The sequence below is a fragment of the Roseateles sp. NT4 genome (assembly GCF_051857475.1).
GTDB lineage: Bacteria > Pseudomonadota > Gammaproteobacteria > Burkholderiales > Burkholderiaceae_C > Pelomonas.
Genome location: NZ_JBPZGZ010000002.1, coordinates 1,490,607 through 1,515,965, shown reverse-complemented (window position 1 = coordinate 1,515,965; position 25,359 = coordinate 1,490,607). Strand labels below are relative to the sequence as shown.

Below are 25,359 nucleotides of genomic sequence, written 5' to 3'. Positions count from 1 at the left end.
AGGATCGCGATGACGCAGCACCCACACACCGCCTTCGGCATCGGCCATTTCGACGTCGCCGGCCCCGATCTCGAACGCCTGGGGCCCTTCTACGCCGAGGTGTTCGGCTGGCAGATCGCGCCACGCGGCCCGGGCTACGCGCAGCTGCAGACGCCCGCCGGCAGCCCCAACGGCGCCCTGGTCGAACAACCCGACGCCGCCATCACGATAGGCATCGTCGTGCCCGACCTGGCCAAGGCCCTGAATCAGGCCGAAGCGACCGGCGGCCGGGTCGAGATGCCGGTCACCGACAATGGCTGGGTGCGCAAGGCCCAGGTGCGCGACCCGGCGGGCAATCTGCTGACGTTGATCCAGGGTGACTGAAGCGGAACTCGACGAGGCCCTGCGCGCGCTGGCCCATGCCGAGCGCCGCGGCTTTGTGCGCGAATGCCTCAACCGAGAATGCGCTGCCGGTGAACTGGCCGAGATTTCGTCCCTGGCCCTGGCCAGCGTGTCCGAGCACCTGAAGGTGCTGCGCAAGACCGGCCTGCTGACGCTGGAGGTGCGCGGCAGGTTCTGGATGTACCGCACCGACCCTGCGCGCCTGCAGCAGGTGCTGGCCGCCCTGCAGGGCAGTTTTGAATTGGAAAGAGAGAACGACCATGGGACGTGAAGCCCTTTGCACCGCCCGAGTGGGCTCCGAGACCGAAGAGGTCAACGCCCTGCTGGAGTCGACCACCGTCGTGCTGCGCGGCGCGATCAAGCGCAAATGGGAGATCGCCGCGCTGCAGAACCTGCGCGTCGACGGCGAGGAGCTGCGCTTCGAGATCGGCGAGGAGGCCGTGGCCCTGGTGCTTGGCGAGAAGGAAGCCGGCAAGTGGCTGAAGAAGCTGCAGACGCCGCCGCCCACGCTGGCCGCCAAGCTCGGCGTCAGCGCCGACAACCCCGCCCTGCTCATCGGTCCCACCGTCGGCACCCTGGACCCGGCCCTGGCCGAGGCCCTGGCCGGCGGCATTACGACCAATCTGCGCGAGGCGCGCATGCTGGTGGCCGTGCTGAGCCAGGCGTCGGAGCTGCCGCGCATGGCCGAGTTCCATGCCGACATGATCTGCAAGACCGTCTGGGTCGTGCACCCCAAGGGCCCGGACGCCGACCCGTCGGACGCCGTGGTCCGCATCGCCATGCGTGGCTGGGGCTATGTGGACAACAAGACCAGTGCCGTGTCGGCTGCGCTGACGGCCACCCGCTGGGTGCGCAGCGAACCGCCGCCGCCCAAGAAGCGGGTGCGCAACCGTTAAATGACGTTGGCCTCGAGGAGAGGCCGACCGTCCAGCAAGCGCTGCGGCGCCAGCGCCTCGATCAGCGGCGCCTCCAGGCCCGCGATCAGCCGGGCCATCGAATGCCCGACCGCGGGCGACTGCTGCATGCCGTGGCCCGAGAAGCCACAGGCGGTGAAGGCATTCGCATACCCCGGCAGCCGGCCGGCCAGGCCGTTGTGGTCGAAGGCATTCATCTCGTAATAGCCGGCCCAGGCCGAACGCACGCGAAGTGCTTCGAGCTGCGGCACACGCGCCGCGAGCGTGGGCCACAGCAGCTCGTCGAAGAGGCCGTGGTCGATGTCGTGCAGCGGCGCCTCGTCGGCATCGTCGCCGCGCGGCGGGCCGCCCGCCAGGACCAATGCCCCCTCGGTACGGAACCAGAAGCCGCTCGGGTCGATGACCAGGGGGCAACCGGGCAGCGAAGCCGGTGTCTCCAACACAAAGACATCGCGCTTCTTGGCGTGAATGGGCAGCTCAACGTCGAGCGCTGAACCCAGAGGCGCGCTCCACGCGCCGGCTGCGATGACGAAGGCATCGCCACCGACGCTTGAACCGTCGGCGCAGCGCACGGCCGTCACGCGATCACCCGCTGTCTCAAAGCCCGTCGCCTCGGCTTCGACGAAAGCCACGCCGCAGGCCCTGGCCTTGCGCCGGAAGGCGCGATGCAGGGCCGGGCCATCGAACCAGCCCTCGCCACTCAGCCCCAGCGAACCCAAGGCGAGATCCTCGACGGCCAGCCAGGGGAAGCGCGCCGCCAGCTCGGCCGGGCTCAGCAGCGCCACGTCGACGCCCTCGGCCCGCTGCATGGCATTCACTTCGCGCAGTGTCGATGCGCCTTGCCCGGTGGCGAGATAGAGATAGCCGGGCTCGACCAGGGCTATCGCCGGCATGTCGTCGGCCACGGTCAGCTCCTCCGCCACGCGACGCAGGAACCCGAGGCTCCATCTCGACAACGCCATGTTGACCGGCTGCGAGAACTGCTGGCGGATGGAGCTCAACGACAGCGAGCTGGACGCCCGCGCATAGGACGGGTCGCGCTCGATGACGGTCACTGCCGCGCCGTGGTCGCGGGCCAGGAAGCAGGCCGTCGCCGCGCCCATGACGCCCCCGCCGATGATGATCACCTTCAACATGCTGGCAGCATAGAGGCCATGACCCGTCAGACCCAACTGGACTCCCGTGCCATCGCCCTGCTGCTGCTGTGCTGCCTGCTCTGGGGCATCAACCAGGTCGCCGCCAAGGCGGCACTGACCGAGATCACGCCGTTGTGGCAGGCGGGGCTGCGCTCGGTCGTCGCGGGGCTGCTGGTCTGGCTGTGGTCGATGTCGCGCGGAATCCAGCTGTTCGAGCGCGACGGCAGCCTGTTCGGCGGCGTGCTGGCCGGCCTGCTGTTCGCGGCCGAGTTCGGCTGCATCTTTGTCGGCCTGCAATACACCAGCGCCTCGCGCATGGTGGTCTTCATCTATCTGGCGCCCTTTGTCGTCGCCCTGGGCATGCCCTGGATTGCACGCGGCGAGGCGCTGTCAATGCGGCAATGGGGTGGGCTGGTGCTGGCCTTCGGCGCCATGGCCTTTGCCTTCGCGGAAGGCTTCTCGGCGCCCGGCACGCCCCTGCAATGGTGGGGCGACGCCCTGGGCGTGGCCGCTGCCGTGCTGTGGGGCGGCACGACGCTGGCCATCCGCGCAACCAAGCTCAGCTCGGCGCCGGCCGAGAAGACCCTGCTCTACCAGCTGGGCATTTCCGCCCTGGCCCTGTGCGCCGCCGCGTTGTGGGCCGGCGAGCCCCTGCCGCTGCACTGGTCGCCGCGCCTCATCGGCCTGTTCGGCTTCCAGGCCGTCGTCGTCAGCTTCGCCAGCTACCTGGCCTGGTTCTGGCTGGTGCGCCACTACGCCGCCACCAAGCTGTCCGTCTTCACGCTGAGCACGCCGCTGTTTGGCCTGGTGGCCGGCGCCCTGCTGCTGGGCGAGGGCATCAGCCCACGGCTGGTGGCCGCCCTGGTGGCCCTCGCGGTGGGCATCGTGCTGGTGAACCGCTGATAGGCTGAGCGCATGCCCATGATCGCCGTCGACGCCAGCAGCTACCGCGAACGGCGGCTGTGCACCGAGCTCTATCAGCGTTCGGCCATCGGGCCGGCCTTCTATGCGGCCGGCTGCGGGCTGCTGATGGGGCTGGGCGGCTACAGCTGGCCTGCCGCCGTGCTGCACGCCGTGGCGCTGCCGGCGTTCGTGCTGATGCTGTGGCTGCGGCGGCGGCACCGCGTGCCCGACAACGGGTCGCTGGCAGCCTGGCAGCGCCACCACTGGCTGCTGATCCACGCCGGCTGCCTGCTGTGGTCCCTCGTGCTGGCACGCACGGGCAGCCTCGAAGGCGGCAGCAGCACCGCGATGCTGACGGGCCTGCTGTGCACGGTGGCCTATGGCACCGCCATCAGCGAGGCCCTGGGCCTGATGCCGCTCCAGGCCCTGGTCTCGCTGGCCCTGCTGCTGCTGCCGGCCTGTGCCTGGCTGCTGACGCTGGCGCCGCTGCGCCCGCTGGCCGTGACCCTGCTGATCTATGGCCTCTACCTGCTGCTGGCCCTGCTGCGTTCGGCGCGCGGCTTTGCGGCGCAGCTGGAAGGGGAGCAGCAGCTGCGCGAGAGCCGTGCCGTCATCGAGAGGCTGACGCGCGAGGACGACCTGACGGGCCTGCCCAACCGGCGCGACTACGAGCTGCGTGTGGCCGAGGCCTGGCAACGCGCACGGCGTGTGGACGCACCGATGTGCCTGGTCGCGGCCGACCTGGACCACTTCAAGCGCGTCAACGACCACTACGGCCACGCGGCCGGCGACGCCTGCCTGCGTCATTTCGCGCAACTGCTGCGCGAGCACTTCCGTCGCGCAGGTGACCATCCGGCGCGGATCGGCGGTGAAGAATTCGTCGTGCTGATGCTGGACTGCGAGCTGGCCGAAGCGCAGGCCCATGCCGAACAGTTCCGCGCCCACGTGGAGGCTTCGTCCTGTACCCATGAAGGCCAGCGCATCGCGCTGACCGTCAGCCTGGGCCTGGGCCGCGCCGACCTCACGCGGGACGCCGACCCGCCACGCTGGCTGCAGCGCGTGGATGCTGCCTGCTACGCTGCCAAGCACGCGGGCCGCAACCAGCTTCAGCTCGGCTGAGCCCCAGCCAGACACGGCAAACCAGGAGACTTTCGATGATCACCCTCTGCGGCATTCCGCTCTCGAACTACTACAACAAGGCCAAGCTGGTCCTGCTGGAGAAAGGCATTCCCTTCACCGAGGAATACGTGAAGACGCATTCCCACGAAGAGGCCGTGCTGAGCTGCTCACCGCTGGGCAAGGTGCCCTTCATCAAGACGCCCCACGGCCCGCTGTGCGAGAGCCAGGCCATCGTCGAATACCTGGAGTCGGCCTACCCCGAGACGCCCAAGCTGATCCCCGCCCACCCGTATGAAGCGGCCAAGGTGCGCGAACTGATCACCTATGTGGAGCTGCACCTGGAGCTGGTCGTGCGCGAGCTGTATGCCGAGGCCTATTTCGGCGGCCAGGTCAGCGACGGCACCAAGAAGCGCGTCGCCCGCGTGCTGCCCGAGCACATCCAGGCCTTCAAGCGCCTGGCCAAGTTCGGCCCCTATCTGGCCGGCGACACCTTCACGCTGGCCGACTGCGCCGGTTGGGTCAGCCTGCCGCTGGTGGGCATGACGACCAAGATCATCTATGGCGAAGACTTCCTGGCCGCCGCCGGCATCGACTGGAAGCCCTATGCCAAGCTGATCGGCGAGCGCCCGCACGCCCTGAAAGTCGCCGCCGACCGCAAGGCCGACCAGGAGCGGTCGCTCGGAAGAACCTGAAGCCCCTCGCCCGAGGGGACGGCGATGCTTGCCGGGTTGACAAGCAAGCACATCGCCAACGCGGGCCGGCTAGGGAGCGGCCCGGCGCTCGGCCCGCACGCCGCCGACAATGACCTCGATGGCTGAACACGTCGAGATCGAACTGAAGTTCCTCGTCCCTGCCGCTGCGCGGGCCGCGCTGGTGGCCGAGCTGACGGCGCGGGGCACGCCGCGGCGCGTCTCGCTGATCGACGCCTATTTCGACACGCCGGACCGGCAGCTCGCGCGTGCCGGCCTGGCCTGGCGCATGCGCCGCGAAGGCCGGCGTTGGGTGCAGGGGTTGAAGTCGGCTGGCGCCGGCGCGCTGGAGCGCTTCGAGCACGAGGTCGAACGCCCCGACGCCAGTCTCGACCCGCAGGCCCACGCGGAGACAGCGCCGGGGCGGCGGCTGCTGGAGTTGCACTCCGAGGCCGTGGGCCTGCGCTTCCAGCTCCAGCAGCGCCGCCTGATGCGCTGTGTGCGCACGCGCGGCGCCGCGGTCGACATCGCGTTGGATGAGGGCCGGCTGACGGCCGGCACGGTGGTGCACAAGCTCTGCGAAATCGAGTTCGAGCTGGTGTCGGGCTCACCGGTTGCCATGCTCGGCCTGGTCGAGCGCTGGCGCCACCGCTTCGGCCTGCTCTACGACCCGCACAACAAGGCCGAACGCGGCCACGCCCTGGCGGCAGGCTCGGCCCACCCGCCACTGCGCAAGGCCAGGACGCCGCGCTATGACGAAGACGCCAGCCCCCTCGAGGCCTTCGGTGCCGTGGTCGACGAATGCCTGGCCCATGTCGGCCGCAATGCCATCGGCCTGGCCGAGGGCGACCCCGAGCTGCGTACCGGGCATGTGCATCAAATGCGCGTCGCCATCCGCCGGCTGCGCAGCGCGCTGCGCGCCTTCCGCGGCTGGGTGGCCGAGCCGCCCGCGGACCTGGTGGACGGCTTGCGACAACTGTTTGCCGAACTCGGCAAGGCGCGCGACCGCGATGTGCTGGGCAGCGGCGTCGCCGCCGAACTTCAGCGCGCCGGTGCTCCGCCGCTGGTCCTGCCCGGCGACGCCGGCGCTACCGACCTCTGCGCCTTGATCCGCAGCGACGCCATCCAGCGTCTGCTGCTGGCCTGGATCACCTGGCGCGCCGGCCTTCAACCTCTGCACACGCCCCTGGACGCGCCGCCGGACCCACTGAAGCGCCTGGCCCGCAAGCGGTTGCGCCGCTGGCACAAGGCCCTGGTGGACGGCTGCCACCGCTTCGACGAACTCGAGCCCACGGCCCTGCACAGCTTGCGCAAGCACGCCAAGCGCCAGCGCTATGCCCTGGAGTTCTTCGCACCGCTGCTGCCGCACAAGGCCACCGCCCGCCATCTGCAGGCCCTGGCCGGGGCCCAGCAGGCCCTGGGCGAGATCAACGACCTCGTCGTCGCCCGCGACCGCTACCAGGCCCTGGTGGCGAGCGACCCGGCTGCCTGGTTTGCCGTCGGCTGGCTGACGGCACGGCTGGCCGAAGCGCGCGAAAAGGCGCGCGACGAGCTCGACCATCTGGCCGCCGTCGAGAACCTACCTCGCTAGCTTCAACCTGACGATGGGCCGCGCCGGCTGGTGCCGCGCCACTTCCTCGAAACCCAGTGCGTCGAACATGGCCAGCGAGCCGAACCAGGGCGCGTCCGGCGCCCCTTCTTTGGCCTTGTCGACCGGGTAGGCCTCCACCAGCTTCACGCCGCGCTTGCGGGCATAGGCGACGGCGCCTTTCAGCAGGGCCGTCGCGACGCCCTGCCCGCGGCAGGCCGACGGCACGACAAGGCAGACGATGGACCAGACCGGCCGGTCGTCCACCGCCTTCATGGCCGGCGAGCGGCGCAGCTTGGCGTAGTCCTCGCGCGGCCCCAGCGACACCCAGCCCACGGGCGTGTCGCCGTGATAGCCGAGCAGGCCGGGCGGCGGGTCCTGCGCGGCCAGTTGCTTCAACGCGTCATGGGCCAGCTGGCGCTGCGCCTCGCTGGGCCGCGTGTAGGCGCCCTTGCCCGTCACGCGGTAGTACATGCACCAGCAGCCGCGCGCCACCGAGCAGCCCCGGGCCTCAAACACGGCCTCCAGGTCGGGCCAGCGCTCGGGCGTCAGCGCATGCACGGTGAGCTTCATGACGACAGCTTCAGCCCCACGATGCCGGCCACGATGAGCCCGACGCTGATCAGCCGTGCCGGGTTGGCCGGCTCGCCGAGCAGGAAGATGCCCAGCACGACGGTACCGACCGCGCCGACGCCCACCCAGACGCCATAGGCCGTGCCCACCGGCAGCGTCTTCATCGCGATGCCGAGCAGCCACAGGCTGGCGATCATGCAGGCGGCCGTCGCCACGCTGGGCCAGGGCTTGGTGAAGCCCTCGGTGTATTTCAGGCCGATGGCCCAGCCGACCTCGAGCAGGCCGGCAATGACGAGAACGATCCAGGCCATCTGCTTTCTTCCTTCAGCAATACCTCGACGCGATTCTGGCCGGACCCGGATCTCCAGGGCCCGATGGGGTTGGCTTACGCTTGCGCCCATGAGCCACAAGCCGACGACAGTCCAGGAGCTGGGCGAGTTCAACGTCCTCATCGACGCGCGCTCGCCGGCGGAGTACGCGCTGGACCACATCCCCGGCGCCATCAACTGCCCGGTGCTGGATGACGACGAGCGCCGCATCGTCGGCACGACCTATGTGCAGGTCTCGGCCTTCGAAGCGCGCAAGATCGGCGGCGCCATGGTGGCGCGCAACATCGCCCGCCATCTCGACAGCCTCTTCCATGACAAGACCCGGGACTGGCGCCCCCTCGTCTATTGCTGGCGCGGCGGCCTGCGCAGCGGCAGCTTCGTCAACTGGCTGAGGCTGGTGGGCTGGGACGCCCAGCAGCTCAAGGGCGGCTACAAGGCCTGGCGGGCCCATGTCATCGAGCAGATCGCCCAGCGCGCGCCGCAGTTGCAGTTGCACGTGCTGTGCGGCCCCACCGGCAGCGCCAAGACGCGGGTGCTGCAGGCGCTTGCCGTCGAGGGTGAGCAGGTCCTCGACCTCGAAGATCTGGCCGCCCATCGCGGCTCGGTGCTGGGTGCGGTGCCGGGCCGGCCGCAACCGTCGCAGAAGGGCTTCGAGACCCAGTTGATGCACCGCCTCGCCGGCCTGGACCTGAAGCGCCGTGTCTGGGTCGAGGCCGAGAGCCGGCGCATCGGCCGCATCACCGTGCCCGAGCCGCTGCTGCAGCGTCTGCGCGAAAGCCCCGTCGTCGAGATCGCCGCCACGCCCGCGGCGCGGCTGGCCTATCTGCTGCGCGACTACGCCTGGCTGGGTGACGACCCGCAGGGCCTGGCCGACAAGCTGGGCACGCTGCGCGAGCTGCTGCCCAAGGAGGTGCTGGCGCAGTGGCAGGCCTGGGCGCTGGAAGGCGCCCTGCCGCCGCTGTTCGAGGCCCTGATGGCCCGGCACTACGACCCCCTCTATGCCCGCTCGCAGGGCCGCCATCTCGCCGGCCTGCCCGACGCCCAGCGCCTGCCGTGCGAGGACCTGTCGGATGCCGGCATCCAAGGCCTGGCACGGCGCATCGCTTCAATGCCTTAGGTGGCCACCATGAATCAAAACTCTCCCACCGTACCCCGCCTGACCTCACTGTCCCACGGTGGCGGCTGCGGCTGCAAGATCGCGCCCGGCGTGCTCAGCGAGATCCTGAAGAACACGCGCAACTTCCCGGCACCGCCGCAGCTGCTGGTGGGCATCGAGACGGCCGACGACGCCGCCGTCTACCAGCTGACCGACGACATCGCGCTGATCGCGACGACGGACTTCTTCATGCCCATCGTCGACGACCCCTTCGACTTCGGGCGCATCGCCGCGACCAATGCCATCAGCGACGTCTATGCCATGGGCGGCAAGCCCATCATGGCCCTGGCCCTGGTCGGCATGCCCATCAATGTGCTGCCGGTCGACGTCATCGGCCGCATCCTGGCGGGTGGCGAGTCGGTCTGCAGCGCGGCGGGCATCCCGATCGCGGGCGGCCACACCATCGATTCGGTCGAGGCCATCTACGGCCTCGTCGCCCTGGGCGTGGTGCATCCCAAGCGCATCAAGCGCAATGCGGATGCGCGCGTGGGCGACCGGCTGGTGCTGGGCAAGCCGCTGGGCGTGGGCGTGCTGTCGGCGGCGCTGAAGAAGGAGGCACTGTCGGCCGAGGGCTATGCGCGGATGGTGGCGACCACGACCCAGCTCAACACGCCGGGGCCGGACCTGGCTGCGCTGGACGGCGTTCATGCCATGACCGATGTGACGGGCTTTGGCCTGGCCGGCCATGCGCTGGAACTGGCCCGCGGCGCTGGCGCCAATGTCGATATCGAATGGGCCCGCGTGCCCCTGCTGCCCGAAGTGCGTGAACTCGCCGAGCGCGGCATGGTCACCGGCGCGTCGGGGCGCAACTGGGCGGGCTATGGCGCCGAGGTGGTGCTGCCCGACGGCTTTGCGGCCGTCGACCGCGCGCTGCTGACCGACCCCCAGACCAGCGGCGGGCTGCTGGTGTCCTGCGATGCCGGCGCGGTGGCTGAGGTGCTGGAGGTCTTCCGCCGCCATGGCTTTGGCGCCGCGGCCGACATCGGCGCGGTCACGACCGCGGGGCCGCAGGGCCCCCGCCTGCACCTGGGCTGAAGCGCGGCCGGCGGCCTCGTCCTACACACAAAGCTGCCGAGGCAGCGAAAACTGGGCTTGTCCCTCAAGGAGCAAGCCGTGATCCGCAAGCTCGTCAGCGGTCAGTACCGCCTCTATTCCCGCAAGCCCGATCCCAAGACGGGCAAGCGCAGGAATCTGGGCACCTTTGACACGCGCGAACAGGCGGAGAAGCACGAGCGAGAGGTGCAATATTTCAAGCGGCACTGAGCCGCGTCAGGAGAAAACATGGAAAGCTTGCAGGCAGATGCATTGCATCCGGGTTGGGTCAAGGGCTGGATGGTGCTGAGGGTCAAGGAGGCACTGCCCGGCGATTTCGTCAGCTTCCACGCCCACGCGGCCGAGGCCCAGGCCGAAGCGCAGCAGCGCGGCACGGGGCATCAGGTCTTCCACGGCAGCCATCGCCCCGGCAGCGACGAGTTCATCGTGGACTAGGGCTCGACGGCGAACACGGCATTCGGCACCTCGCCAAAGACCTCGGGCGCATACATGGCCTCCACGCGGGTGGGCGGCAGCACGAACTGGCCCGGGTTGTTCAGGCGCACCGTGTACTCGAGGCTGAACTCGCCCCGCGGCACATAGCGGTAGAAGGACTTGAAGGACGTGAAGTCGCGCGCCTGGTAGAGCGGCCAGGCCCCGAGCCTGCCCTCCTCGCCCGCCACGGCGGCGGCGGAATCACGGCCCAGGCCGGCGCCGAGGATGCTGGCGCCGGCAGGCACCGGGTCGTTGACCACCACCCAGCTCATGTCGGCCTGGGCACGGATGTCCAGGCGCACGCGCAGGATGTCGCCCACATGCCATTGGCCGGCCACCTTCTGCTGCACCGGGCTGATGCTGCGGCTGACACGATAGCCGGCAAAGCGGGCCTGCGTCAGCGGCACGGCGGCCCTCACCTCCACCGAAGCCCAGGGCGCGCCTGGGCCCTGGTGCTGGATGTGCAAGGCATCGCTGGCCTTGTCCAGTCCGGCGTCCAGGGACTTGCTGCCCCCGTCGCTCCAGCTGAAGGTCTGCTGCTGCCGGCCCAGGCTGATGCGCGTCTCGCCCGCCACCGGCACGGGCTCCAGCGCCCGCGCGAAGGCATCGACGGCCAGGGTGCCCCAGGCATTGGCCGTGGTGGTGGCCCAGGCGCCGTTCTTCTGCTGGCGGCTGAGCAGGCCGCTGAGCAGGCGCGGCAGGTCGGGCTTCCAGTCGGGCAGGTCGGCCACCGCCAGCAGCAGGCGGGCGGCATCGACGTCGCCATGGCTCATCAGCCACCACCAGTAGTCGCGCGCCTCGGTGGAGAAGACCATGCGGCGGCCCTGGTAGCTCAGGCGGGCGCGCAGCGCGTGCTGCGCGGCGTCCTGTGCGGCCGGCGTGGCGTTGGTCTTCCTCAGCACGGTGAGCCAGTCGATCAGCATGCCGGTGGTCCACTCGTCGGGGTCGATGCGCACGGCCTCGACCTGGGCGGCGGTGAGGCGCTGGTAGCGGGCCAGCGTCGCCATCGCGGTGACCCTGCGGGCCAGGGCGTCGTCGCGTGGTGCCCAGAAAGCTCGCTGCAGCCTGCCCGCGGCAAAGCCCTCCAGCGCCTTCAGCATGCGGTCGCGCTCGGCGTCGGGAATGGACCAGCCCGAGATGTCGGCCACGTTCAACAGATAGGCCGTCAGCGTGTCGCTACCCTGCCAGTTCGTCGACTGGTCGCGAGGGAAGTAGTTGGCGAGGCCGTCGCCGTCCAGGTAGAGGGGCAGGCTGGCCATGGCCGCATCCCAGGCCGCGCGGTCGTGCATGCCGATGGCGCGCGAGGCGCTCTGCTCCAGGCAGCGGTAGGGGTAGGCGGTCAACCAGTCCCGCACACCGCCCAGGTTGCCGGCCAGGGAGGGCAGCAGTTGCACGGACACGCGGGCGGAGCTGGCCTGGGCGCTGTCGAAGCCGAAGGCCGGTACATCGAAGCTGCCCTCGACCTGGGACAGCGTGGCGGCCTGCACCGTGACGGGCACGGCGGGCTCGACCTGCTGCGAGACCTCGAGCACATCCTGCCGCTTCGCACCGCCGCTCTCACGGGCCGCGAAGGTCCAGTCCAGGGCCTTGACGTCCTTGGGCACGCGCACCATCCAGCTGATCTGGCGCGATTCGCCGGCGGCCAGGCGCAGCGGCTGGGCCGGCAGCGCCGCCTGGCCCGCAAGGCGTGCCGTGGCCTGCAGCGCGATGACGCCGCCGGACGTGTTGCGCACGGTCACGAGGGCCGCAAAGCGGTCGCCATTGCGGACCTGCGGCGGCAGACCGGCCGTGAGCTGGATGTCCTTGACGACGTCCAGCACGGCGCTGCCGGTGCCGAAGTCGTCCGTGCCCGCGCTGGCCACGGCGACGAGGCGGAAGCGGCTCAGGGCGTCCTTGATGGGGATGCTCACCACGGCGTCGCCGTTGTCGTCCAGCGGCACATCGGCCTGCCAGATCAGCAACGACTCGAGCAGCTTGCGGCTGGGCGCCGGTGCCTCGTCGGCTCCGGCAACACGGCTGCCTGTCACCTGCACGCTTTCCAGCCGGGCTTCTCCTGCCATCGCGGCACGCGCGGCGACAGGCGCCGGCGCGGACTCCAGGCGCAGTGGGTCCCGCGCGCGTTCCGCCGCTCGCAGCAGCATGTCCATCAGCGCCGTCTCCGCCGACGGCCGCATGGCGGCGGCATCCACCGGCGGATTCATGGGCAGGCTGCTGGCCGTCTGCACGCCATGCAGGCGCGGCCGCAGCATGCGGGCCAGCAAGTCCCAGGTCGGGTTGTCCTTCAGGCTCAGCAGGGCCTCGTCGACGGCCACGAAGCTGAGCCGGCGCACGGCCGGCAGCGGACTGCTGTCGGGGCTGGCGACGTGGATGCGCACGCTGGCGTTGTCGCGCGGCTGGTAGCGCGGGCGGTCGGGCTTGACGGTGATGCGCAGCGCATGCGCATCGGTGGACACCACCAGCGGCACGATGCCGGTGGCCATGGCGGTGACGCCCGATGGCCGGTCGACATCGCTGGCATCGAGGGCCAGCAGGGACACCGCCACATTGCCCGACCACTCGCGCGGGATGGGCAGCTGGATGCGGCTCTGCGCGGCGTCCAGCTCCAGCAGACGGGATTCCAGGATGCCCTGGCGCTCGATGGTCAGCCACAGGCGTGAGCGCCGGAACGGACTCGTGATGCTGAGCTCCGCCACCTCGCCCACGCGATACAGCGGCTTGTTCGCGTGAGCGAACAGCGGCTGGGCCGGCGGGGTGCGATCGTTCGGAGCCGCGACGGCGCTGCGCGCCATGGCCAAGCGGCCCGCCGTGTCCGCCGCCGTCAGCGTGAACTGGTACTGGCCACCCTCGGGCGGCACGAAGCTGCACCGCAGCTCGCCATTCGCGTCGGTGACGCCCTGGCAGACCTCGCCCAGGGATTGCACCTGGTCGGAGTCCCAGCGCGCCTTGTGAACCGCGGTGATGCGCACCGTCTGGCCGGCCAGGCGGGCACCGTTCTCGTCCAGCAACAGGCCCTGCAATTCCAGGGGCCGCTGCACGACCGCGGGGCCCACCGTGCGCACACCGGCCGTCCACGAGCTGGCTTGCACGTCGAAGTCCTGTGACAGCGTCTGCGCTTCGCCGTTGGGGTCCTGGTAGCTCAGCTCGGCATGCAACAGATAAGGCTGCCCGAGCGTCGGCAACACGGGCAGGGCCACCTGCGCGCGGCCCTGGGCGTCGAGCTGCAGCGCCTGGGTGTGCAACAGCAGCTGGACGGGCTGCGGCGGGGGCATGTAGTTGTGCGACCCCGTCATTTCTCCGCTCCCGTCATAACCTTCCGGCGCGGTGGAGCGCCTCTGGTTTTGCGCGTAGACGTTCAGCGTGGCGGGCCAGTTCTTCGCAGCGCCGCCATCGGCGTAGTGCAGGGCCAGCTGCAGTGCCGGCGTGCTGCCAAAGATGAGCTTGCGCGCAGGCGCGTCGATGCGGCCGAGCATGGCGGGCAGCCGGAAAGCCTCGACGGAGAACTGCCCGGTGGTGCGCCCCGACGACCCGTAGTGGGGCGCGGGTTCGTCGAGCTTGAGCATCACGCGGTAGCCGCCCAGCGGCGCGTCGGCCGGCAGGGGAAAGCTGGCCGTGCCGTCGCCCGGCTGGCCCCAGCTGATAGGCACCGTCCATTCCTTGCCCGAGCCGTTGTGCAGGATCTTGGTATGCGTCGGCAGTTCGGCCGCGGCCGGCAGCGCCAGGCCGGTGTCCGTCTCGCGGCGCAGCAGATGGCGCATGGCCACCGTCTCGCCGGGCTTGAACAGCGTGCGGTCCAGCACCGTGTGGGCCTGGATGGCCGCCGGCCCCCAGGTGTCGGCGACACGGTAGCTACCGGTATCCAGCAGCCCGTCGCCCCATCGGCTGTTGGCGAGGGAGACATCGCGCTCACCATTGGGCCAGTTATGGCGGGCCACGACGGTCACGCCCACATCGCCTCCGTAGTGGCCGTCGCCGCATCTCAAGCTCAGCTTGCGACCGACCATCGCCAGGCCGCGCGCGTCGCTGACGCCCTGCCAGGCCAGTTGGCCCGCACAGTCGTAGACCCGGAGCGACACGCCGGGCACCGGGGCGCCGCTGTCCACCTGCGTGACCCAGACGGCGCTGCTCTCCTCGGCGGCCTTCAGGTGCACGGCCAGCCGCGTCAGCAACACGGCGACGCTGTCATACACCGGCTCCACGCTCGCGTCGCCGCCCCGGCCTGCAAAAGCCCGCAGCTCCAGCACATGCAGGCCCGCGCCCTTGAGATTCACCTGGGCGCGACGGGCGTCCGGCGGCATCGCGGGCCCGAGGGGCTGTTGCGCGAGCACGGCGGCGGTGCTCGGCAGTGCCGCCTCGTGCGGGCTGAAATACCTTCGCGAAGACCCCCGGCCGCCAGCCCAGAAGAAGCGGCCCACGCCCACGCTGGTCTGCTGCACACCGATCCAGCGCAGCAATTCGCTGTCCGCCGCGACGTCGTCGCCATTGCCGAGCCGCGCTTCGCGCACCACCGTCTCGAAGCCCAAGCCTTGCAGATGGAGCGGCACCGGGTTGTCCGCCTGCAACGGCCGTATCGCCATGTCCGGTGCCGAAAAATAAGCCATGCCCAGCACAGGCAGGGTCCTGATGCTGGTCGGCACACGCTGGCGCGGCAGCGGCCGACCTGCCGTGTCGGCCAGGGCCGGGGCCGGCCAGCGGATGCGGTGTTCGGCCGCCGGCTTGAACGTGTCGGCCGCAAAGCTCACCTCGCTGCTGCCGCTGGAGTAGGCGTTGGCGGGCTGCACCGACAACTTGCCGGCGCGCCAGCCGCCCTCCCCCTGCACCTGGATGGCCTGCAGCAGCGCTTGCGGCATCACCGTGTTGAAACGCAGGCTGACGGGAAAACCGGCCGCGCAATCACCCTGCGGCGCCACGCGACGGCAGTCCACCGTCACGGCGGGTGCCGGCCGCACCTTGAACTCCAGCAACTGCGGCTTCAAGGCGCCGCGCACCAGACGCAGCGTCACCTTGCCGCCCGAAGGCAGGGCGAAGGGGCAGCGCACGGCCTCAGACGCGTTGTCCGGCAGGTGCATCCAGGAGATCCGCTTCTTCTGCGCGTCGCGCTCCTCGGCAGACGCGCGCAGCACGGGCGCCTCGGGGCGGCCCGGCACTTCGCAGCGCACATCGGGCGGGGTGCGGCCCAGCGGGTGCGAATAGCGCAGCAGGAAGACCTGGTCCTCGGTGACCCAGTCGGCGCCGCCCTGGGGAAAGATCTCCGCGATGGTGCGCTTGACGTCATCCGTCAGCACCGGCACCTGGAAGCGGAACACCCGTGGCTCCGCCACCGCACGCCCGGCCAGCGAGCGCAGATCCGCCCTGACGCGGAACTCGCAGGACTGGCCCGCCAGCTCCTGCTCCTTCAGGTCCATCACCCAGGTGCGGTCGTCCACCCAATGGCTGTCACCCTCGAGCTCGCAGGCCTCCTCGAAGGGGTCCGGCCCGGCTACCTTGCCCAGCGGCAGCATGGGCTCGCTGAAGGTCGCCCGGATCTGCTGCACCGCGGGCACCAAGCCCTGGGGGTTGAAGCTGATCACCCGCGCCATGGGCTCGGCGGCCTGCGCGGCCAACGCCCCCAGCGCCAGCGCGCCGCCAACCACCCTGCGAACCCAGCCCGCGCATGCCGTATGACCCAATGCCGTCTCCCTGTTTGGCTTCTCAGGTCATTTTGTACGTGGCCCGGGCACAAACAGGGTGAAGAAACTCCATGCACAGCCGCAGGACCGCCTTCGCCGGGCCCTGCTCGGCTGCTCCGACAATCAACGCATGTCTCATGCCGTGTCACTGCTGCGCGCCGCGCGCCTGGCGAATTCCACCCAGTACTTTTCTGCCCACGGCGGCTTCAAGAGCGAGCGTTGCCAGGGCTGCCGGCTGGCGCCGACGCATTGCATGTGCGCCCTGCGCACGCCGGTCGACACGCGCGCGGCCGTGTGCCTGCTGATGGCCGACATCGAGCCGCTCAAGCCGACCAACACCGGCTGGCTGATCGCCGACCTGGTGGCGGACACCTTCGCCTTCTGCTGGTCACGAACGACGCCGGACCCGGCGCTGCTGGCCCTGTTGAGCGACCCGACCTGGGATTGCTACGTCGTCTTCCCTGGCGAGTACGCCGCGCCGGAGCGCGTGGTGCACGCCGTCCAGCCGCCGGCCACCGGCCCGGGCGGCGTCCCCAAGCGACCGCTGTTCATCCTGCTGGACGGCACCTGGTCCGAGGCGCGCAAGATGTTCGGCCGCAGCCCCTACCTGAACCACATGCCTGTGCTCAGCCTGGTGCCCGGCGAAGCCTCGCAGTACAAGCTGCGCCGCTCCCGTTGCAGCCAGCATTTCTGCACCAGCGAAGTCGCCGCACGCTGCCTGTACCTGGCAGGCGACGCCGCCGCCGAAGAAGCGCTGCAGGCCTATCTGGGCGTCTTCACCCACCACTATCTGCAGGCGAAGAACCAGTTGCCCGTCGCCTGGGATGGCGAGGCGCATCAGCGCCTGCGAGAGGCCGTCACCCGGCCCGCTTGACCAGCACCGGATCGACCCGGTAGCGCTCGGGGAACAGCCGCTTCAGTGCCGCCACCTTGGGCAGGTCGTTGAAGACGATATAGGGCTGGCGCGGGTTCTCGGTCAGGTAGTCCTGGTGGTAGGTCTCGGCGGGGAAGAAGCTGAGCTTGTCTTCCAGCTTGGTCACGATGGGCCTGGGGTAGAGCTTGGCGGCGTCCAGCTGGGCGATGTAGGCCTGGGCGGTTTCGCGCTGGGCCGGGTTGGCCGGGAACAGGGCCGAGCGGTACTGCGTGCCGCTGTCCGGGCCCTGGCGGTTCAGCTGCGTCGGGTCGTGGGCGACCGAGAAGAAGATCTGCAGCAGCGTTCCGTAGCTGACCTGGGCCGGGTCGAAGGTCACCTCGACCGCCTCGGCATGGCCGGTGAGGCCGCTGCTGACCAGCTGGTAAGAGGCCATGGCCGCCGAACCGCCGGCATAGCCTGACACGGCGCGCTGCACGCCCTTGACGTGCTGGAACACGCCCTGCACGCCCCAGAAGCAGCCGCCGGCAAACACCGCCTTCTGCGGGCCGGCATTGGCAGGCGCAGGATCCTTGACCGGTGGCGGGATGCGCACGGGCTCTTCGGCGGCCACGCAGGCGCTGGCCGTGCCGAGCACGAGCGCACTGGCAGCGAAGTTGCAGATCCATCGACGGGACAGAAGGCGGTTCATGGCGTGTGATCCAAAGTGAGGGGTTTCAACCGAAGGTGAAGGCATAGGCCGACACGGCCGGATCCAGGAATTCGATGCTGAAGCTGCGTTCGCCGGCCGCGTCACCGGGCTGGCGGATCAGCTGGTAGAGGCGTTGCTCGGTGACCGTGCCGCTGCCGTCGGCCGCGACATCCATGCCGTGGGCGGCACCGGGCGGCTGGCCGTCCAGCAGCACCTTGAAGCGCACCGGCTTGCCGTCGGCATCCGGGCCGAGCACCAGGTGCAGGTCGCGCGCCTTGAAGCGGTAGACGATGCGGCCGGCCGGTGCGGCGAGCGTCGCCTTCTCCTCGCCCACCGTCCATCGGCCGGCCAGGCCCCAGGCGTTCAGCGGCAACTGGGCCGGCAGCGTGTAGGCCGCCGCCTGGTCGGGCACCGCCTTGGGCGAGGAAGCGAAGTTCTCGGCGCGCTGGTAGCCGACATAGGTTTCGGGCGAGGCGACTGCACCGGCATCGCCCGCGGCTTGCTGCACGCCCTTGGCATCCACCTCCACCAGGCCTTGCGCGCCCTGGGCCGCGCCGGTCTCGCGCAGCAGCTGCTGGATGACGCGCTCGGTCTCGGCGTATTCGCCCTCGCCGAAGTGGTGGTGGCGCAGCCGGCCCTGGGCATCAATGAGGTAATGGGCCGGCCAGTAGCGATTCTTGAAGGCGCGCCAGATGGCGTACTCGTTGTCGACGGCGACCGGGTAGCTCAGCCCCAGGCTCCTGGTGGCCTGGGTCACGTTGCCGATATCGCGCTCGAAGGCGAACTCGGGGGCATGCACGCCGATGACGACCAGACCCTGGTCACGGTATTTCTCGGCCCAGGCCTTCACATAGGGCAGGGAACGCAGGCAGTTGATGCAGGAATAAGTCCAGAAGTCGACCAGCACGACCTTGCCGCGCAGCTGGGCTGCCGTCAGCGGCGCGGAGTTCAGCCACTGGGTCGCGCCGTCGAAGCCAGGGGCCACGCCCTCGATGGGCAGGGCCGCGTCGCCGTGGGACCCGCCACTCATGGCCATCATGGCGCCGCCCTGCATGGCCTCATTGCCTTGCATCGCCATCGCCGGTCCGCCGCTCATGGCCATGGCGCCCTCGGGCTGACGCTCGCCGGAGAAACGCTCGACCAGGCGTTGCTCCAGCTTGCTCGTCGAGGCCAGCGACAGCTCGGCCAGCACGCCGGTGTCGGCACCCAGGGCAATCGCGGCCACGCCGGCCAGCATGGCCAAGCCCAGGCCGCGACGCAGCCATTCTCCGGCGCCCAGCGAGCGCTTCAGCGCCGCGGCCACGCGGCCACCCAGCAGCAAGGCCGCGGCCAGCGATGTGGCAGCACCGGCCGCGTAGGCCAGCAGCAGCAGCGTCGATTGCGCACTGGCGCCTTCCAGCGCCGCGCCGGTCAGGATCAGCCCGAGGATGGGGCCGGCGCACGGTGCCCACAGCAGGCCGGTGGCCACGCCCAGCAGCAGCGAGCCGCCGACGCTGGGCTGATGGCCTGCGCGCTCGGTCAGACGTGCGCCCACCGCGACGAAGGGTTTCGTCAACCGCTCGGCCAGGCTGGGCCACAGCAGCGTCAGCGAGAACAGGGCCACCAGGGCCAGTGCGATCCAACGGCCCCACTGGTTGGCGGCCACCACCCAGCCGCCGCCGACTGCGGCCAGCGAAGCGACGAGCGCAAACGTCAGCGCCATGCCGGCCAGCAGGGGCAGCACGCTGCGGGTGAAGGGTTGGCCGGCGCGGGCGAACACGAAGGGCAGGACGGGCAGCACGCAGGGGCTGAGGATGGTCAGCACGCCACCCAGATAGGCCAGCAGGATCAGCAGCATGGAAGGCTCAGGCAGATTGAGGGGAGAAGCTCAGCGACACGCCGTTCATGCAGTAGCGCAGGCCGGTGGGGCGCGGGCCGTCGTCGAAGACATGGCCCAGGTGGCCGCCGCAGCGGCGGCAGTGCACCTCGGTACGCACCATGCCGAACAGGCGGTCCTGGCGCTGGGCGACCGCGTTGTCCAGCGGCTTCCAGAAACTGGGCCAGCCGGTGCCGCTGTCGAACTTGGTCTTGGACGAAAACAGCGGCAGTGCGCAACCCGCGCAGGAAAAGGTGCCGGCGCGGTGCTCGTTGTTCAGCGGACTGGTGCCGGCGCGCTCGGTGCCTTCGTGGCGCAGCACGGCATAGGCCTGCGGCGTCAGCTTCTCGCGCCACTGCGCGTCGGTGAGATTGACCTCGAAGGTCTCGGCCGCCTGCACACGGCTCCCGGTCAGCAGGGCAGCGGCCAGGGCCAGCAGGTTACGTCGAGGCATCACGGGCGACTCCTTGGAAAAGGCGATGACGTGATGGTGCGCCGGGGCGGTCAGCAAGTCCTCACGAAGAGTTCAACGATTCGTGAACTCTCGAAAGCGCCAAGCCTGCCCACAATGCGGGCATGACCGCCCCACGCCGCATCCTCCTCGTCGAGGACGACGCCCATATCGCCGACCTGCTGACCCTGCACCTGCGCGACGAGGGGCTGGAAGTCGTCCACTGCGCCCGCGGCGACGACGGCCTAGCCCAGCTGGAGCGTGGCGGCTGGGACGCCCTGGTGCTGGACATCATGCTGCCGGGCGTGGATGGGCTGGAGATCTGCCGCCGCGCCCGCGCGATGACGCGCTACACGCCCATCATCATCATCAGCGCCCGCTCCAGCGAGGTGCACCGCATCCTGGGGCTGGAGATCGGCGCCGACGACTATCTCGCCAAGCCCTTCTCGGTGCTGGAGCTGGTGGCCCGCCTGCGCGCCCTGTTGCGCCGCGTCGATGCGCTGGCGCAGAACGCAAGACTGGATGCCGGCAGCCTGGCCATCGCCGGCCTGGAGATCGACCCCATCGCGCGCGAAGCCAGGCTGGACGGCGCCGCGCTGGAGCTGACGCCGCGCGAGTTCGATCTGCTGTATTTCTTCGCCCGCCAGCCCGGCAAGGTGTTCTCGCGCATGGACCTGCTGAATGCCGTCTGGGGCTACCAGCACGAGGGCTATGAGCACACCGTCAACACCCACATCAACCGGCTGCGCGCCAAGGTCGAGGCCGACCCGGCCAACCCGAAACGCATCCTGACGGTCTGGGGCCGGGGCTACAAATTCGCTGAAGGCGGAGCCGCGACATGAGGCTGACCGTCACGCAGCGCCTGTCGCTCGTCTTTGCCGTGCTGCTGCTGCTGTGCAGCGGCACCTCGGCCTGGCTGCAGCTGCGCTCCAGCCGCATGCACGAGCTGGAGGTGGTGCAGGGCCTGTCGCGCGATCTCGCCGCCAGCATTGCGCGCGACACCCAGCTTACCGACGCCAACGGCCTGATGCCCGACGCGGTGCGCCGCCTGTTCGGCCGGTTGATGGTGGTCAACCCCAGCGTCGAGGTCTATCTGCTGGAGCCCGATGGCCGCATCGCCGGCCATGCCGCGCCCGAGGGCCGGGTCAAGCGCGACCGCATCGACCTGGCGCCCGTGCGCCGCCTGCTGGCCGACGAGGCCCTGCCCATCCTCGGCGACGACCCGCGCAGCGCTTCGGGCCGCAAGGTCTTCAGCGCCGCGCCGCTGCGTGTGGGCGACCGCGACGTCGGCTTCATCTATGTGGTGCTGCTGGGCGAGGCGCACGACCAGCTGGCGGCCCGCGGCTCCACGCAGTCGGTGCTGAAGACGGCGCTGTGGTCCATCGCCATGGTGGCCCTGCTCTGCCTAGCCGCGGGCCTGGTGGCCTTCACCCTCATCACGCGGCCGCTGCGGCGGCTGACCGAGGCCGTGCGCGGCTTCGACATCCACGGCCCGCCGCCCGAGCTGCCACCGCCGGTTGCAACCCACAGCAGCGACGAGATCGCCGTGCTGGACGGCGCCTACCGCCAGATGGTGGCGCGCATGACCGAGCAATGGCAGGCGCTGACCCGCCAGGACCAGGAGAGACGCGAGCTGATCGCCAATGTGTCTCACGACCTGCGCACGCCGCTGTCCTCGCTGCACGGCTATCTGGAGACCCTGCTGCTGAAGGACGCCACGCTGGAGGCCGGCGAGCGGCGCCGCTATCTGCAGATCGCCATCGACCAGAGCCGCCGCGTGGGCGAGCTGGCGCAAAGCCTGTTCGAACTGGCGCGGCTGGAGTACGGCTTCGTGCAGCCCGACCCCGAAGCCTTCTCGATGCCTGACCTGGTGCAGGATGTGTTCCAGAAGTTCGAGCTGCGCGCCCAAGCCCGCAGCGTCGCGCTGAAAGCCAGCTTTCCGCCGCAACTGGCGCCAGTGCGCGCCGACCTCGGGCTGATCGAGCGGGCCCTGAGCAATCTGCTGGACAACGCCCTGCGCCACACGCCCGAGGGCGGCGTCATCGAAGTCACGCTGGCGCCGGCCGGCGAGGCGCTGGACGTGACGGTGGCCGACACCGGCCCGGGCATTGCGCCCGAACTGCGCGAAGGGCTGTTCCAACGCCCCTTCACGGTCGGCGGCGCGCGCCGCGACGGCGGGCTGGGCCTGCGCATCGTGCACCGCATCCTGGAACTGCACGGCCAGCGCATCACCCTGGTCGACGCGCCGGGACGAGGCGCCAGCTTCCGCTTCTCGCTGCCGGCCGCCTTCTAGGGCCAGTCGGTCCCGGCGACCAGGGTGGCCACCAGGGCCGTGAAGCCCGCGGCGTCGTGTTCGTCAAAGCGACCCAGCAGCGGGCTGTCCAGGTCGAACACGGCTACCAGCTTCCCGTCCACCAGCACCGGCAGCACCAGCTCGGCGTTCGACGCGCTGTCGCAGGCGATATGGCCGGGAAATGCGTGCACGTCGGGCACGATCTGCACCGCCGTCGTTGCGGCACAAGCGCCGCAAACGCCGCGGCCGACAGGGATGCGCACGCAGGCCACCTTGCCCTGGAAAGGGCCGAGCACCAGCGTCGTATCACGCAGCAGATAGAAGCCCGCCCAGTTCAGGTCGGGCACGGCCTGGTAGACCAGGGCCGAGAACTGCGCCAGGTTGGCAATGCCGTCGCGCTCGCCTTCCAGCAAAGCCTGCAGCTGGCGGTTCAGCAGCTCATAGCCTTGGCGCTTCAGGTCGGGGCTGGACATGTCGAGCATGTCGGAGGCAATCGAGGTCATGGCACGACTCAGAGGGGGCTGTGGGTTTGAACACGCCGGCACTGATGGCGGACGGCGACAAGCAGCCATCATCGGCTGGTGACGGACGCTATCCCAATGCCCGCGCAATGAACCGCGCCGTGCGGCTCGCCGGCTCCGCCGCCACCCTCTCCGGCGGCCCGGCGCAGACGATGCGGCCGCCCTCGGCGCCGGCGCCGGGGCCCACGTCGATGACCCAGTCGCTGGCGGCCACGACGCGCATCTCGTGCTCGACGACGACGACGGTGTTGCCGGCGTCCACGAGGCTGTTGAGCTGGGCGAGCAGCTTGTCCACGTCCGACGGATGCAGGCCAGTGGTGGGCTCGTCCAGCACATAGAGGGTGCTGCCGCGTTGGGCACGCTGCAGTTCGGTGGCAAGCTTGATGCGCTGCGCCTCGCCGCCGGACAGCTCGGTGGCAGGCTGGCCCAGCCGCAGATAGCCCAGGCCGATCTGCTGCAGCAGCGTCAGCGGTCGCGCCAGCGCCGCGTCTTGCGCGAAGAAGGTCGCGGCTTCGTCCACTGTCATGCGCAGCACGTCGGCGATGCTGTGCTCGCGCAGGCGCACCTTCAGCGTGGCCTCGTTGTAGCGAGCGCCGTGGCAGGTCGGGCAAGGTGCATAGACGCTGGGCATGAAGAGCAGCTCCACGCTGACGAAGCCCTCGCCCTCGCAGGTGTCGCAGCGGCCCTTGGCGACGTTGAACGAGAAGCGGCCGGCGTCATAGCGCTTGGACTTGGCGGCCGGCGTGGCGGCAAAGAGCTTGCGCACGTGGTCGAACAGGCCGGTGTAGGTCGCCAGGTTAGAGCGCGGCGTTCGGCCGATGGGTTTCTGGTCCACCTTGACGAGGCGGCGGATGTGCTCGGCGCCGCGGACGATGTGGCCATGGGTCACTTCCCGCGCGGCGACATCGCCGTCTTCGTCCTCTTCGGCCTCGGGCAGCGGCGGCTCGTGGCCCAGGGCCTGGCCGACGAGATCCACCAGCGCCTGGCTGACCAGGCTGGACTTGCCCGAGCCCGAGATGCCGGTGACGGCGACGAAGCAGCCGAGCGGGAACTCGACGCCCAGCCCGCGCAGGTTGTTGCGCGTGACGCCGGCCAGCTCCAGCCAGTCGCGCGGTTCGCGGCGCCGCGGCCGAACAGGCCTGATCTTGGGAAACAGATAGGCCGCCGTCCGCGAGGCCGCCACCGCGGCCAGCCCGGCCGGCGGGCCGCTGTACAGCACCTCGCCGCCGCGCTCGCCGGCCTCGGGGCCCACGTCGACCAGCCAGTCGGCCTCGCGCATCAGCTCGACATCGTGCTCGACGATGAAGAGGGAGTTGCCGCCGCTCTTCAACGCCTTCAACGCGCCCAGCAGGGCCTCACCATCGGCAGGGTGCAGGCCGGCCGAGGGTTCGTCCAGCACATAGATGACGCCGAACAGATTGGAGCGGATCTGCGTGGCCAGGCGCAGCCGCTGCAGCTCGCCGGAGGACAGCGTCGGCGTGCCGCGGTCCAGCGACAGATAGCCCAGGCCCAGCTCGTTCAGCGTGGTGATGCGCTCCAACATGTCGTGCGCGAGCCGCTGGGCCGCGATGCGCTTCTCCTCGGACTGCTCCGGCGTGCGCCTGACGTCCGGGGCGGCCGCATGCGCCTTGCCGCCGGCGGCCACGCGCTGCGCCGCATGGGCGCGGGACGTGGTCTTGCTGATGCCGGCGGCCTGGCTCGAGCGGGCGTCACCGCGCGCAGCCGGGCCCAGGGCTTCGGCCAGCTCGCGCAAAGGCATGCGCGCCATCTCGCCGATGTCCAGCCCGGCGAAGGTCACCGACAGCGCCTCGCGCTTGAGCCGCTTGCCGTCGCAGGTCGGGCAGTCGCTGGCAATCATGTAGCGGGACACGCGGCGCTTCATCAGCGCGCTCTGCGTCGTCGCAAAGGTGTGCAGCACATACTTGCGTGCGCCCATGAAGGTGCCCTGGTAGCTGGGCTCCGTCTTGCTTTTCAGCGCGGCGCGGGTCTCGGCCGGCGTGAAGCCCGCGTAGACGGGCACGGTGGGCTGCTCCTCGGTGAAGAGAATCCAGTCGCGCAGCTTCTTCGGCAGGTCCCGCCAGGGCTTGTCGACGTCATGGCCCAGCGTGACGAGGATGTCGCGCAGGTTCTGCCCGTGCCAGGCCGGCGGCCAGGCGGCCACGGCGCGCTCGCGGATGGTCAGCGACGGGTCGGGCACCATGGACGCCTCGGTGACCTCGTAGACGCGGCCCAGGCCATGGCAGGTGGGGCAGGCGCCCTGCGGCGTGTTGGGGGAAAAGTCCTCCGCGTACAGCATGGGCTGCCCGGCCGGGTAGCGGCCGGCGCGCGAATACAGCATGCGCAACAGGCTGGACAGCGAGGTCGCGCTGCCGACCGACGAACGCGCACTGGGTGTGCCGCGCTGCTGCTGCAGGGCGACGGCCGGCGGCAGGCCGTCGATGCTGTCAACGGCCGGCACGCCGACCTGGTCGATCAGCCGGCGGGCATAGGGCGCGACGGACTCGAAATAACGCCGCTGCGCCTCGGCGTAGATGGTGGCGAAGGCCAGCGACGACTTGCCCGAGCCCGACACGCCGCTGAACACCACCAGCGCGTCGCGCGGCACGTTGACATCGACGTTCTTCAGGTTGTGCTCGCGCGCGCCGCGCACACGCACAAAGCCTGAGAGGTCGGGGGGCGGAGTCTTGGAGGTCAAT

Annotated in this window: 23 protein-coding genes; 14 read left to right on the top strand and 9 right to left on the bottom strand. The window is 70.2% G+C overall.

What is annotated here, in order from left to right; genetic code table 11:
• The first annotated feature begins 9 nt into the window (after positions 1-9).
• From ACS5PN_RS16785 to ACS5PN_RS16775, 3 genes are read left to right on the top strand one after another with little or no spacing between them, the layout of a single operon-like run.
• The gene (locus tag ACS5PN_RS16785; protein WP_439465119.1) at positions 10-363 is read left to right on the top strand and encodes a VOC family protein; all 354 of its coding nucleotides are present in this window, start codon (positions 10-12) and stop codon (positions 361-363) included.
• Positions 356-652 carry an ArsR/SmtB family transcription factor gene (locus ACS5PN_RS16780; RefSeq protein ID WP_439465118.1) on the top strand — a complete coding sequence of 99 codons (297 nt, stop codon included), beginning with the start codon at positions 356-358 and terminating at the stop codon, positions 650-652. Before ACS5PN_RS16785 ends, ACS5PN_RS16780 begins: the two co-directional genes overlap by 8 nt.
• On the top strand, positions 642-1,277 hold the full coding sequence (locus tag ACS5PN_RS16775) for a hypothetical protein (RefSeq protein ID WP_439465117.1): 636 nt from the start codon (positions 642-644) through the stop codon (positions 1,275-1,277). Before ACS5PN_RS16780 ends, ACS5PN_RS16775 begins: the two co-directional genes overlap by 11 nt.
• Here ACS5PN_RS16775 and ACS5PN_RS16770 read toward each other — a convergent pair.
• On the bottom strand, positions 1,274-2,431 hold the full coding sequence (locus ACS5PN_RS16770) for an NAD(P)/FAD-dependent oxidoreductase (RefSeq protein WP_439465116.1): 1,158 nt from the start codon (positions 2,429-2,431) through the stop codon (positions 1,274-1,276). The genes ACS5PN_RS16775 and ACS5PN_RS16770 overlap by 4 nt on opposite strands.
• An 18-nt stretch (positions 2,432-2,449) precedes the next feature.
• On the opposite strand from ACS5PN_RS16770, the gene ACS5PN_RS16765 reads away from it, so the two are divergent.
• The 4 genes from ACS5PN_RS16765 to ACS5PN_RS16750 all read left to right on the top strand — a co-directional run bounded on the left by ACS5PN_RS16765 (position 2,450) and on the right by ACS5PN_RS16750 (position 6,733).
• Complete coding sequence (locus ACS5PN_RS16765; protein WP_439465115.1) at positions 2,450-3,334, top strand: DMT family transporter; 885 nt, start codon at positions 2,450-2,452, stop codon at positions 3,332-3,334.
• A 12-nt stretch (positions 3,335-3,346) separates the two neighbouring features.
• On the top strand, positions 3,347-4,453 hold the full coding sequence (locus ACS5PN_RS16760) for a GGDEF domain-containing protein (RefSeq protein WP_439465114.1): 1,107 nt from the start codon (positions 3,347-3,349) through the stop codon (positions 4,451-4,453).
• Between the two features lie 35 nt (positions 4,454-4,488).
• Positions 4,489-5,145 (top strand): glutathione S-transferase, encoded by a 657-nt coding sequence (locus tag ACS5PN_RS16755; RefSeq protein ID WP_439465113.1) that lies wholly within the window; start codon positions 4,489-4,491, stop codon positions 5,143-5,145.
• 118 nt (positions 5,146-5,263) lie between these two features.
• On the top strand, positions 5,264-6,733 hold the full coding sequence (locus tag ACS5PN_RS16750; protein WP_439465112.1) for a CYTH and CHAD domain-containing protein: 1,470 nt from the start codon (positions 5,264-5,266) through the stop codon (positions 6,731-6,733).
• Here the strand turns inward: ACS5PN_RS16750 and ACS5PN_RS16745 are convergent.
• Entirely contained in the window at positions 6,722-7,303 is a 582-nt protein-coding gene (locus ACS5PN_RS16745) for a GNAT family N-acetyltransferase (RefSeq protein ID WP_439465111.1), read from the bottom strand. The two genes, ACS5PN_RS16750 and ACS5PN_RS16745, sit on opposite strands and share 12 nt — an antisense overlap.
• Positions 7,300-7,614, bottom strand: a complete 315-nt coding sequence (gene sugE, locus ACS5PN_RS16740; protein ID WP_439465110.1) for a quaternary ammonium compound efflux SMR transporter SugE — start codon at positions 7,612-7,614, stop codon at positions 7,300-7,302. The genes ACS5PN_RS16745 and sugE overlap by 4 nt, the downstream gene beginning before the upstream one ends.
• An 88-nt stretch (positions 7,615-7,702) precedes the next feature.
• On the opposite strand from sugE, the gene mnmH reads away from it, so the two are divergent.
• From mnmH to ACS5PN_RS16720, 4 genes are all read left to right on the top strand, one after another.
• Positions 7,703-8,749: a tRNA 2-selenouridine(34) synthase MnmH gene (gene mnmH / locus ACS5PN_RS16735; protein WP_439465109.1), complete on the top strand. Its 1,047-nt coding sequence runs from the start codon at positions 7,703-7,705 to the stop codon at positions 8,747-8,749.
• Positions 8,750-8,758: 9 nt separating this feature from the next.
• Positions 8,759-9,823 (top strand): selenide, water dikinase SelD, encoded by a 1,065-nt coding sequence (selD, locus tag ACS5PN_RS16730; RefSeq protein WP_439465108.1) that lies wholly within the window; start codon positions 8,759-8,761, stop codon positions 9,821-9,823.
• A gap of 78 nt (positions 9,824-9,901) precedes the next feature.
• Entirely contained in the window at positions 9,902-10,051 is a 150-nt protein-coding gene (locus tag ACS5PN_RS16725) for a hypothetical protein (protein WP_439465107.1), read from the top strand.
• Positions 10,052-10,069: 18 nt separating this feature from the next.
• Positions 10,070-10,276: a hypothetical protein gene (locus ACS5PN_RS16720; protein WP_439465106.1), complete on the top strand. Its 207-nt coding sequence runs from the start codon at positions 10,070-10,072 to the stop codon at positions 10,274-10,276.
• Here the strand turns inward: ACS5PN_RS16720 and ACS5PN_RS16715 are convergent.
• Positions 10,273-15,981, bottom strand: a complete 5,709-nt coding sequence (locus tag ACS5PN_RS16715; RefSeq protein ID WP_439465105.1) for an alpha-2-macroglobulin family protein — start codon at positions 15,979-15,981, stop codon at positions 10,273-10,275. The genes ACS5PN_RS16720 and ACS5PN_RS16715 overlap by 4 nt on opposite strands.
• Positions 15,982-16,111: 130 nt before the next feature.
• Between ACS5PN_RS16715 and ACS5PN_RS16710 the strand changes: the two genes are divergently transcribed.
• Positions 16,112-16,855, top strand: a complete 744-nt coding sequence (locus tag ACS5PN_RS16710) for a tRNA-uridine aminocarboxypropyltransferase (RefSeq protein WP_439465104.1) — start codon at positions 16,112-16,114, stop codon at positions 16,853-16,855.
• On the opposite strand, the gene msrA is transcribed toward ACS5PN_RS16710, so the two are convergent.
• The 3 genes from msrA to msrB are packed head-to-tail and all read right to left on the bottom strand — an operon-like array spanning position 16,839 to position 19,855.
• Entirely contained in the window at positions 16,839-17,543 is a 705-nt protein-coding gene (gene msrA, locus ACS5PN_RS16705) for a peptide-methionine (S)-S-oxide reductase MsrA (RefSeq protein ID WP_439465103.1), read from the bottom strand. The genes ACS5PN_RS16710 and msrA overlap by 17 nt on opposite strands.
• Positions 17,544-17,568: 25 nt before the next feature.
• Entirely contained in the window at positions 17,569-19,380 is a 1,812-nt protein-coding gene (locus ACS5PN_RS16700) for a cytochrome c biogenesis protein DipZ (RefSeq protein WP_439465102.1), read from the bottom strand.
• A gap of 7 nt (positions 19,381-19,387) precedes the next feature.
• On the bottom strand, positions 19,388-19,855 hold the full coding sequence (gene msrB / locus ACS5PN_RS16695) for a peptide-methionine (R)-S-oxide reductase MsrB (RefSeq protein ID WP_439465101.1): 468 nt from the start codon (positions 19,853-19,855) through the stop codon (positions 19,388-19,390).
• Positions 19,856-19,974: 119 nt separating this feature from the next.
• Here msrB and ACS5PN_RS16690 point away from each other — a divergent pair, with 119 nt between their 5' ends.
• Together ACS5PN_RS16690 and ACS5PN_RS16685 are read left to right on the top strand one after the other, a co-directional pair.
• Positions 19,975-20,691, top strand: a complete 717-nt coding sequence (locus tag ACS5PN_RS16690; protein WP_439465100.1) for a winged helix-turn-helix domain-containing protein — start codon at positions 19,975-19,977, stop codon at positions 20,689-20,691.
• Complete coding sequence (locus ACS5PN_RS16685; RefSeq protein WP_439465099.1) at positions 20,688-22,142, top strand: sensor histidine kinase; 1,455 nt, start codon at positions 20,688-20,690, stop codon at positions 22,140-22,142. Before ACS5PN_RS16690 ends, ACS5PN_RS16685 begins: the two co-directional genes overlap by 4 nt.
• On the opposite strand, the gene ACS5PN_RS16680 is transcribed toward ACS5PN_RS16685, so the two are convergent.
• A complete protein-coding gene (locus tag ACS5PN_RS16680) occupies positions 22,139-22,645 on the bottom strand; it encodes a GAF domain-containing protein (RefSeq protein WP_439465098.1) in 507 nt (168 codons plus the stop codon). The two genes, ACS5PN_RS16685 and ACS5PN_RS16680, sit on opposite strands and share 4 nt — an antisense overlap.
• A gap of 88 nt (positions 22,646-22,733) precedes the next feature.
• Positions 22,734-25,358 (bottom strand): excinuclease ABC subunit A, encoded by a 2,625-nt coding sequence (locus tag ACS5PN_RS16675; RefSeq protein ID WP_439465097.1) that lies wholly within the window; start codon positions 25,356-25,358, stop codon positions 22,734-22,736.
• Position 25,359: the final 1 nt, after the last annotated feature.

Coding starts and splice junctions, on each gene's coding strand:
- ACS5PN_RS16785 (WP_439465119.1), top strand. CDS start 10: ATGACGCAGCACCCACACACCGCCTTCGGCATCGGCCATTTCGACGTC.
- ACS5PN_RS16775 (WP_439465117.1), top strand. CDS start 642: ATGGGACGTGAAGCCCTTTGCACCGCCCGAGTGGGCTCCGAGACCGAA.
- ACS5PN_RS16770 (WP_439465116.1), bottom strand. CDS start 2,431: ATGTTGAAGGTGATCATCATCGGCGGGGGCGTCATGGGCGCGGCGACG.
- ACS5PN_RS16765 (WP_439465115.1), top strand. CDS start 2,450: ATGACCCGTCAGACCCAACTGGACTCCCGTGCCATCGCCCTGCTGCTG.
- ACS5PN_RS16760 (WP_439465114.1), top strand. CDS start 3,347: ATGCCCATGATCGCCGTCGACGCCAGCAGCTACCGCGAACGGCGGCTG.
- ACS5PN_RS16755 (WP_439465113.1), top strand. CDS start 4,489: ATGATCACCCTCTGCGGCATTCCGCTCTCGAACTACTACAACAAGGCC.
- ACS5PN_RS16750 (WP_439465112.1), top strand. CDS start 5,264: ATGGCTGAACACGTCGAGATCGAACTGAAGTTCCTCGTCCCTGCCGCT.
- ACS5PN_RS16745 (WP_439465111.1), bottom strand. CDS start 7,303: ATGAAGCTCACCGTGCATGCGCTGACGCCCGAGCGCTGGCCCGACCTG.
- sugE (WP_439465110.1), bottom strand. CDS start 7,614: ATGGCCTGGATCGTTCTCGTCATTGCCGGCCTGCTCGAGGTCGGCTGG.
- mnmH (WP_439465109.1), top strand. CDS start 7,703: ATGAGCCACAAGCCGACGACAGTCCAGGAGCTGGGCGAGTTCAACGTC.
- selD (WP_439465108.1), top strand. CDS start 8,759: ATGAATCAAAACTCTCCCACCGTACCCCGCCTGACCTCACTGTCCCAC.
- ACS5PN_RS16720 (WP_439465106.1), top strand. CDS start 10,070: ATGGAAAGCTTGCAGGCAGATGCATTGCATCCGGGTTGGGTCAAGGGC.
- ACS5PN_RS16710 (WP_439465104.1), top strand. CDS start 16,112: ATGTCTCATGCCGTGTCACTGCTGCGCGCCGCGCGCCTGGCGAATTCC.
- msrA (WP_439465103.1), bottom strand. CDS start 17,543: ATGAACCGCCTTCTGTCCCGTCGATGGATCTGCAACTTCGCTGCCAGT.
- ACS5PN_RS16700 (WP_439465102.1), bottom strand. CDS start 19,380: ATGCTGCTGATCCTGCTGGCCTATCTGGGTGGCGTGCTGACCATCCTC.
- ACS5PN_RS16690 (WP_439465100.1), top strand. CDS start 19,975: ATGACCGCCCCACGCCGCATCCTCCTCGTCGAGGACGACGCCCATATC.
- ACS5PN_RS16685 (WP_439465099.1), top strand. CDS start 20,688: ATGAGGCTGACCGTCACGCAGCGCCTGTCGCTCGTCTTTGCCGTGCTG.
- ACS5PN_RS16680 (WP_439465098.1), bottom strand. CDS start 22,645: ATGACCTCGATTGCCTCCGACATGCTCGACATGTCCAGCCCCGACCTG.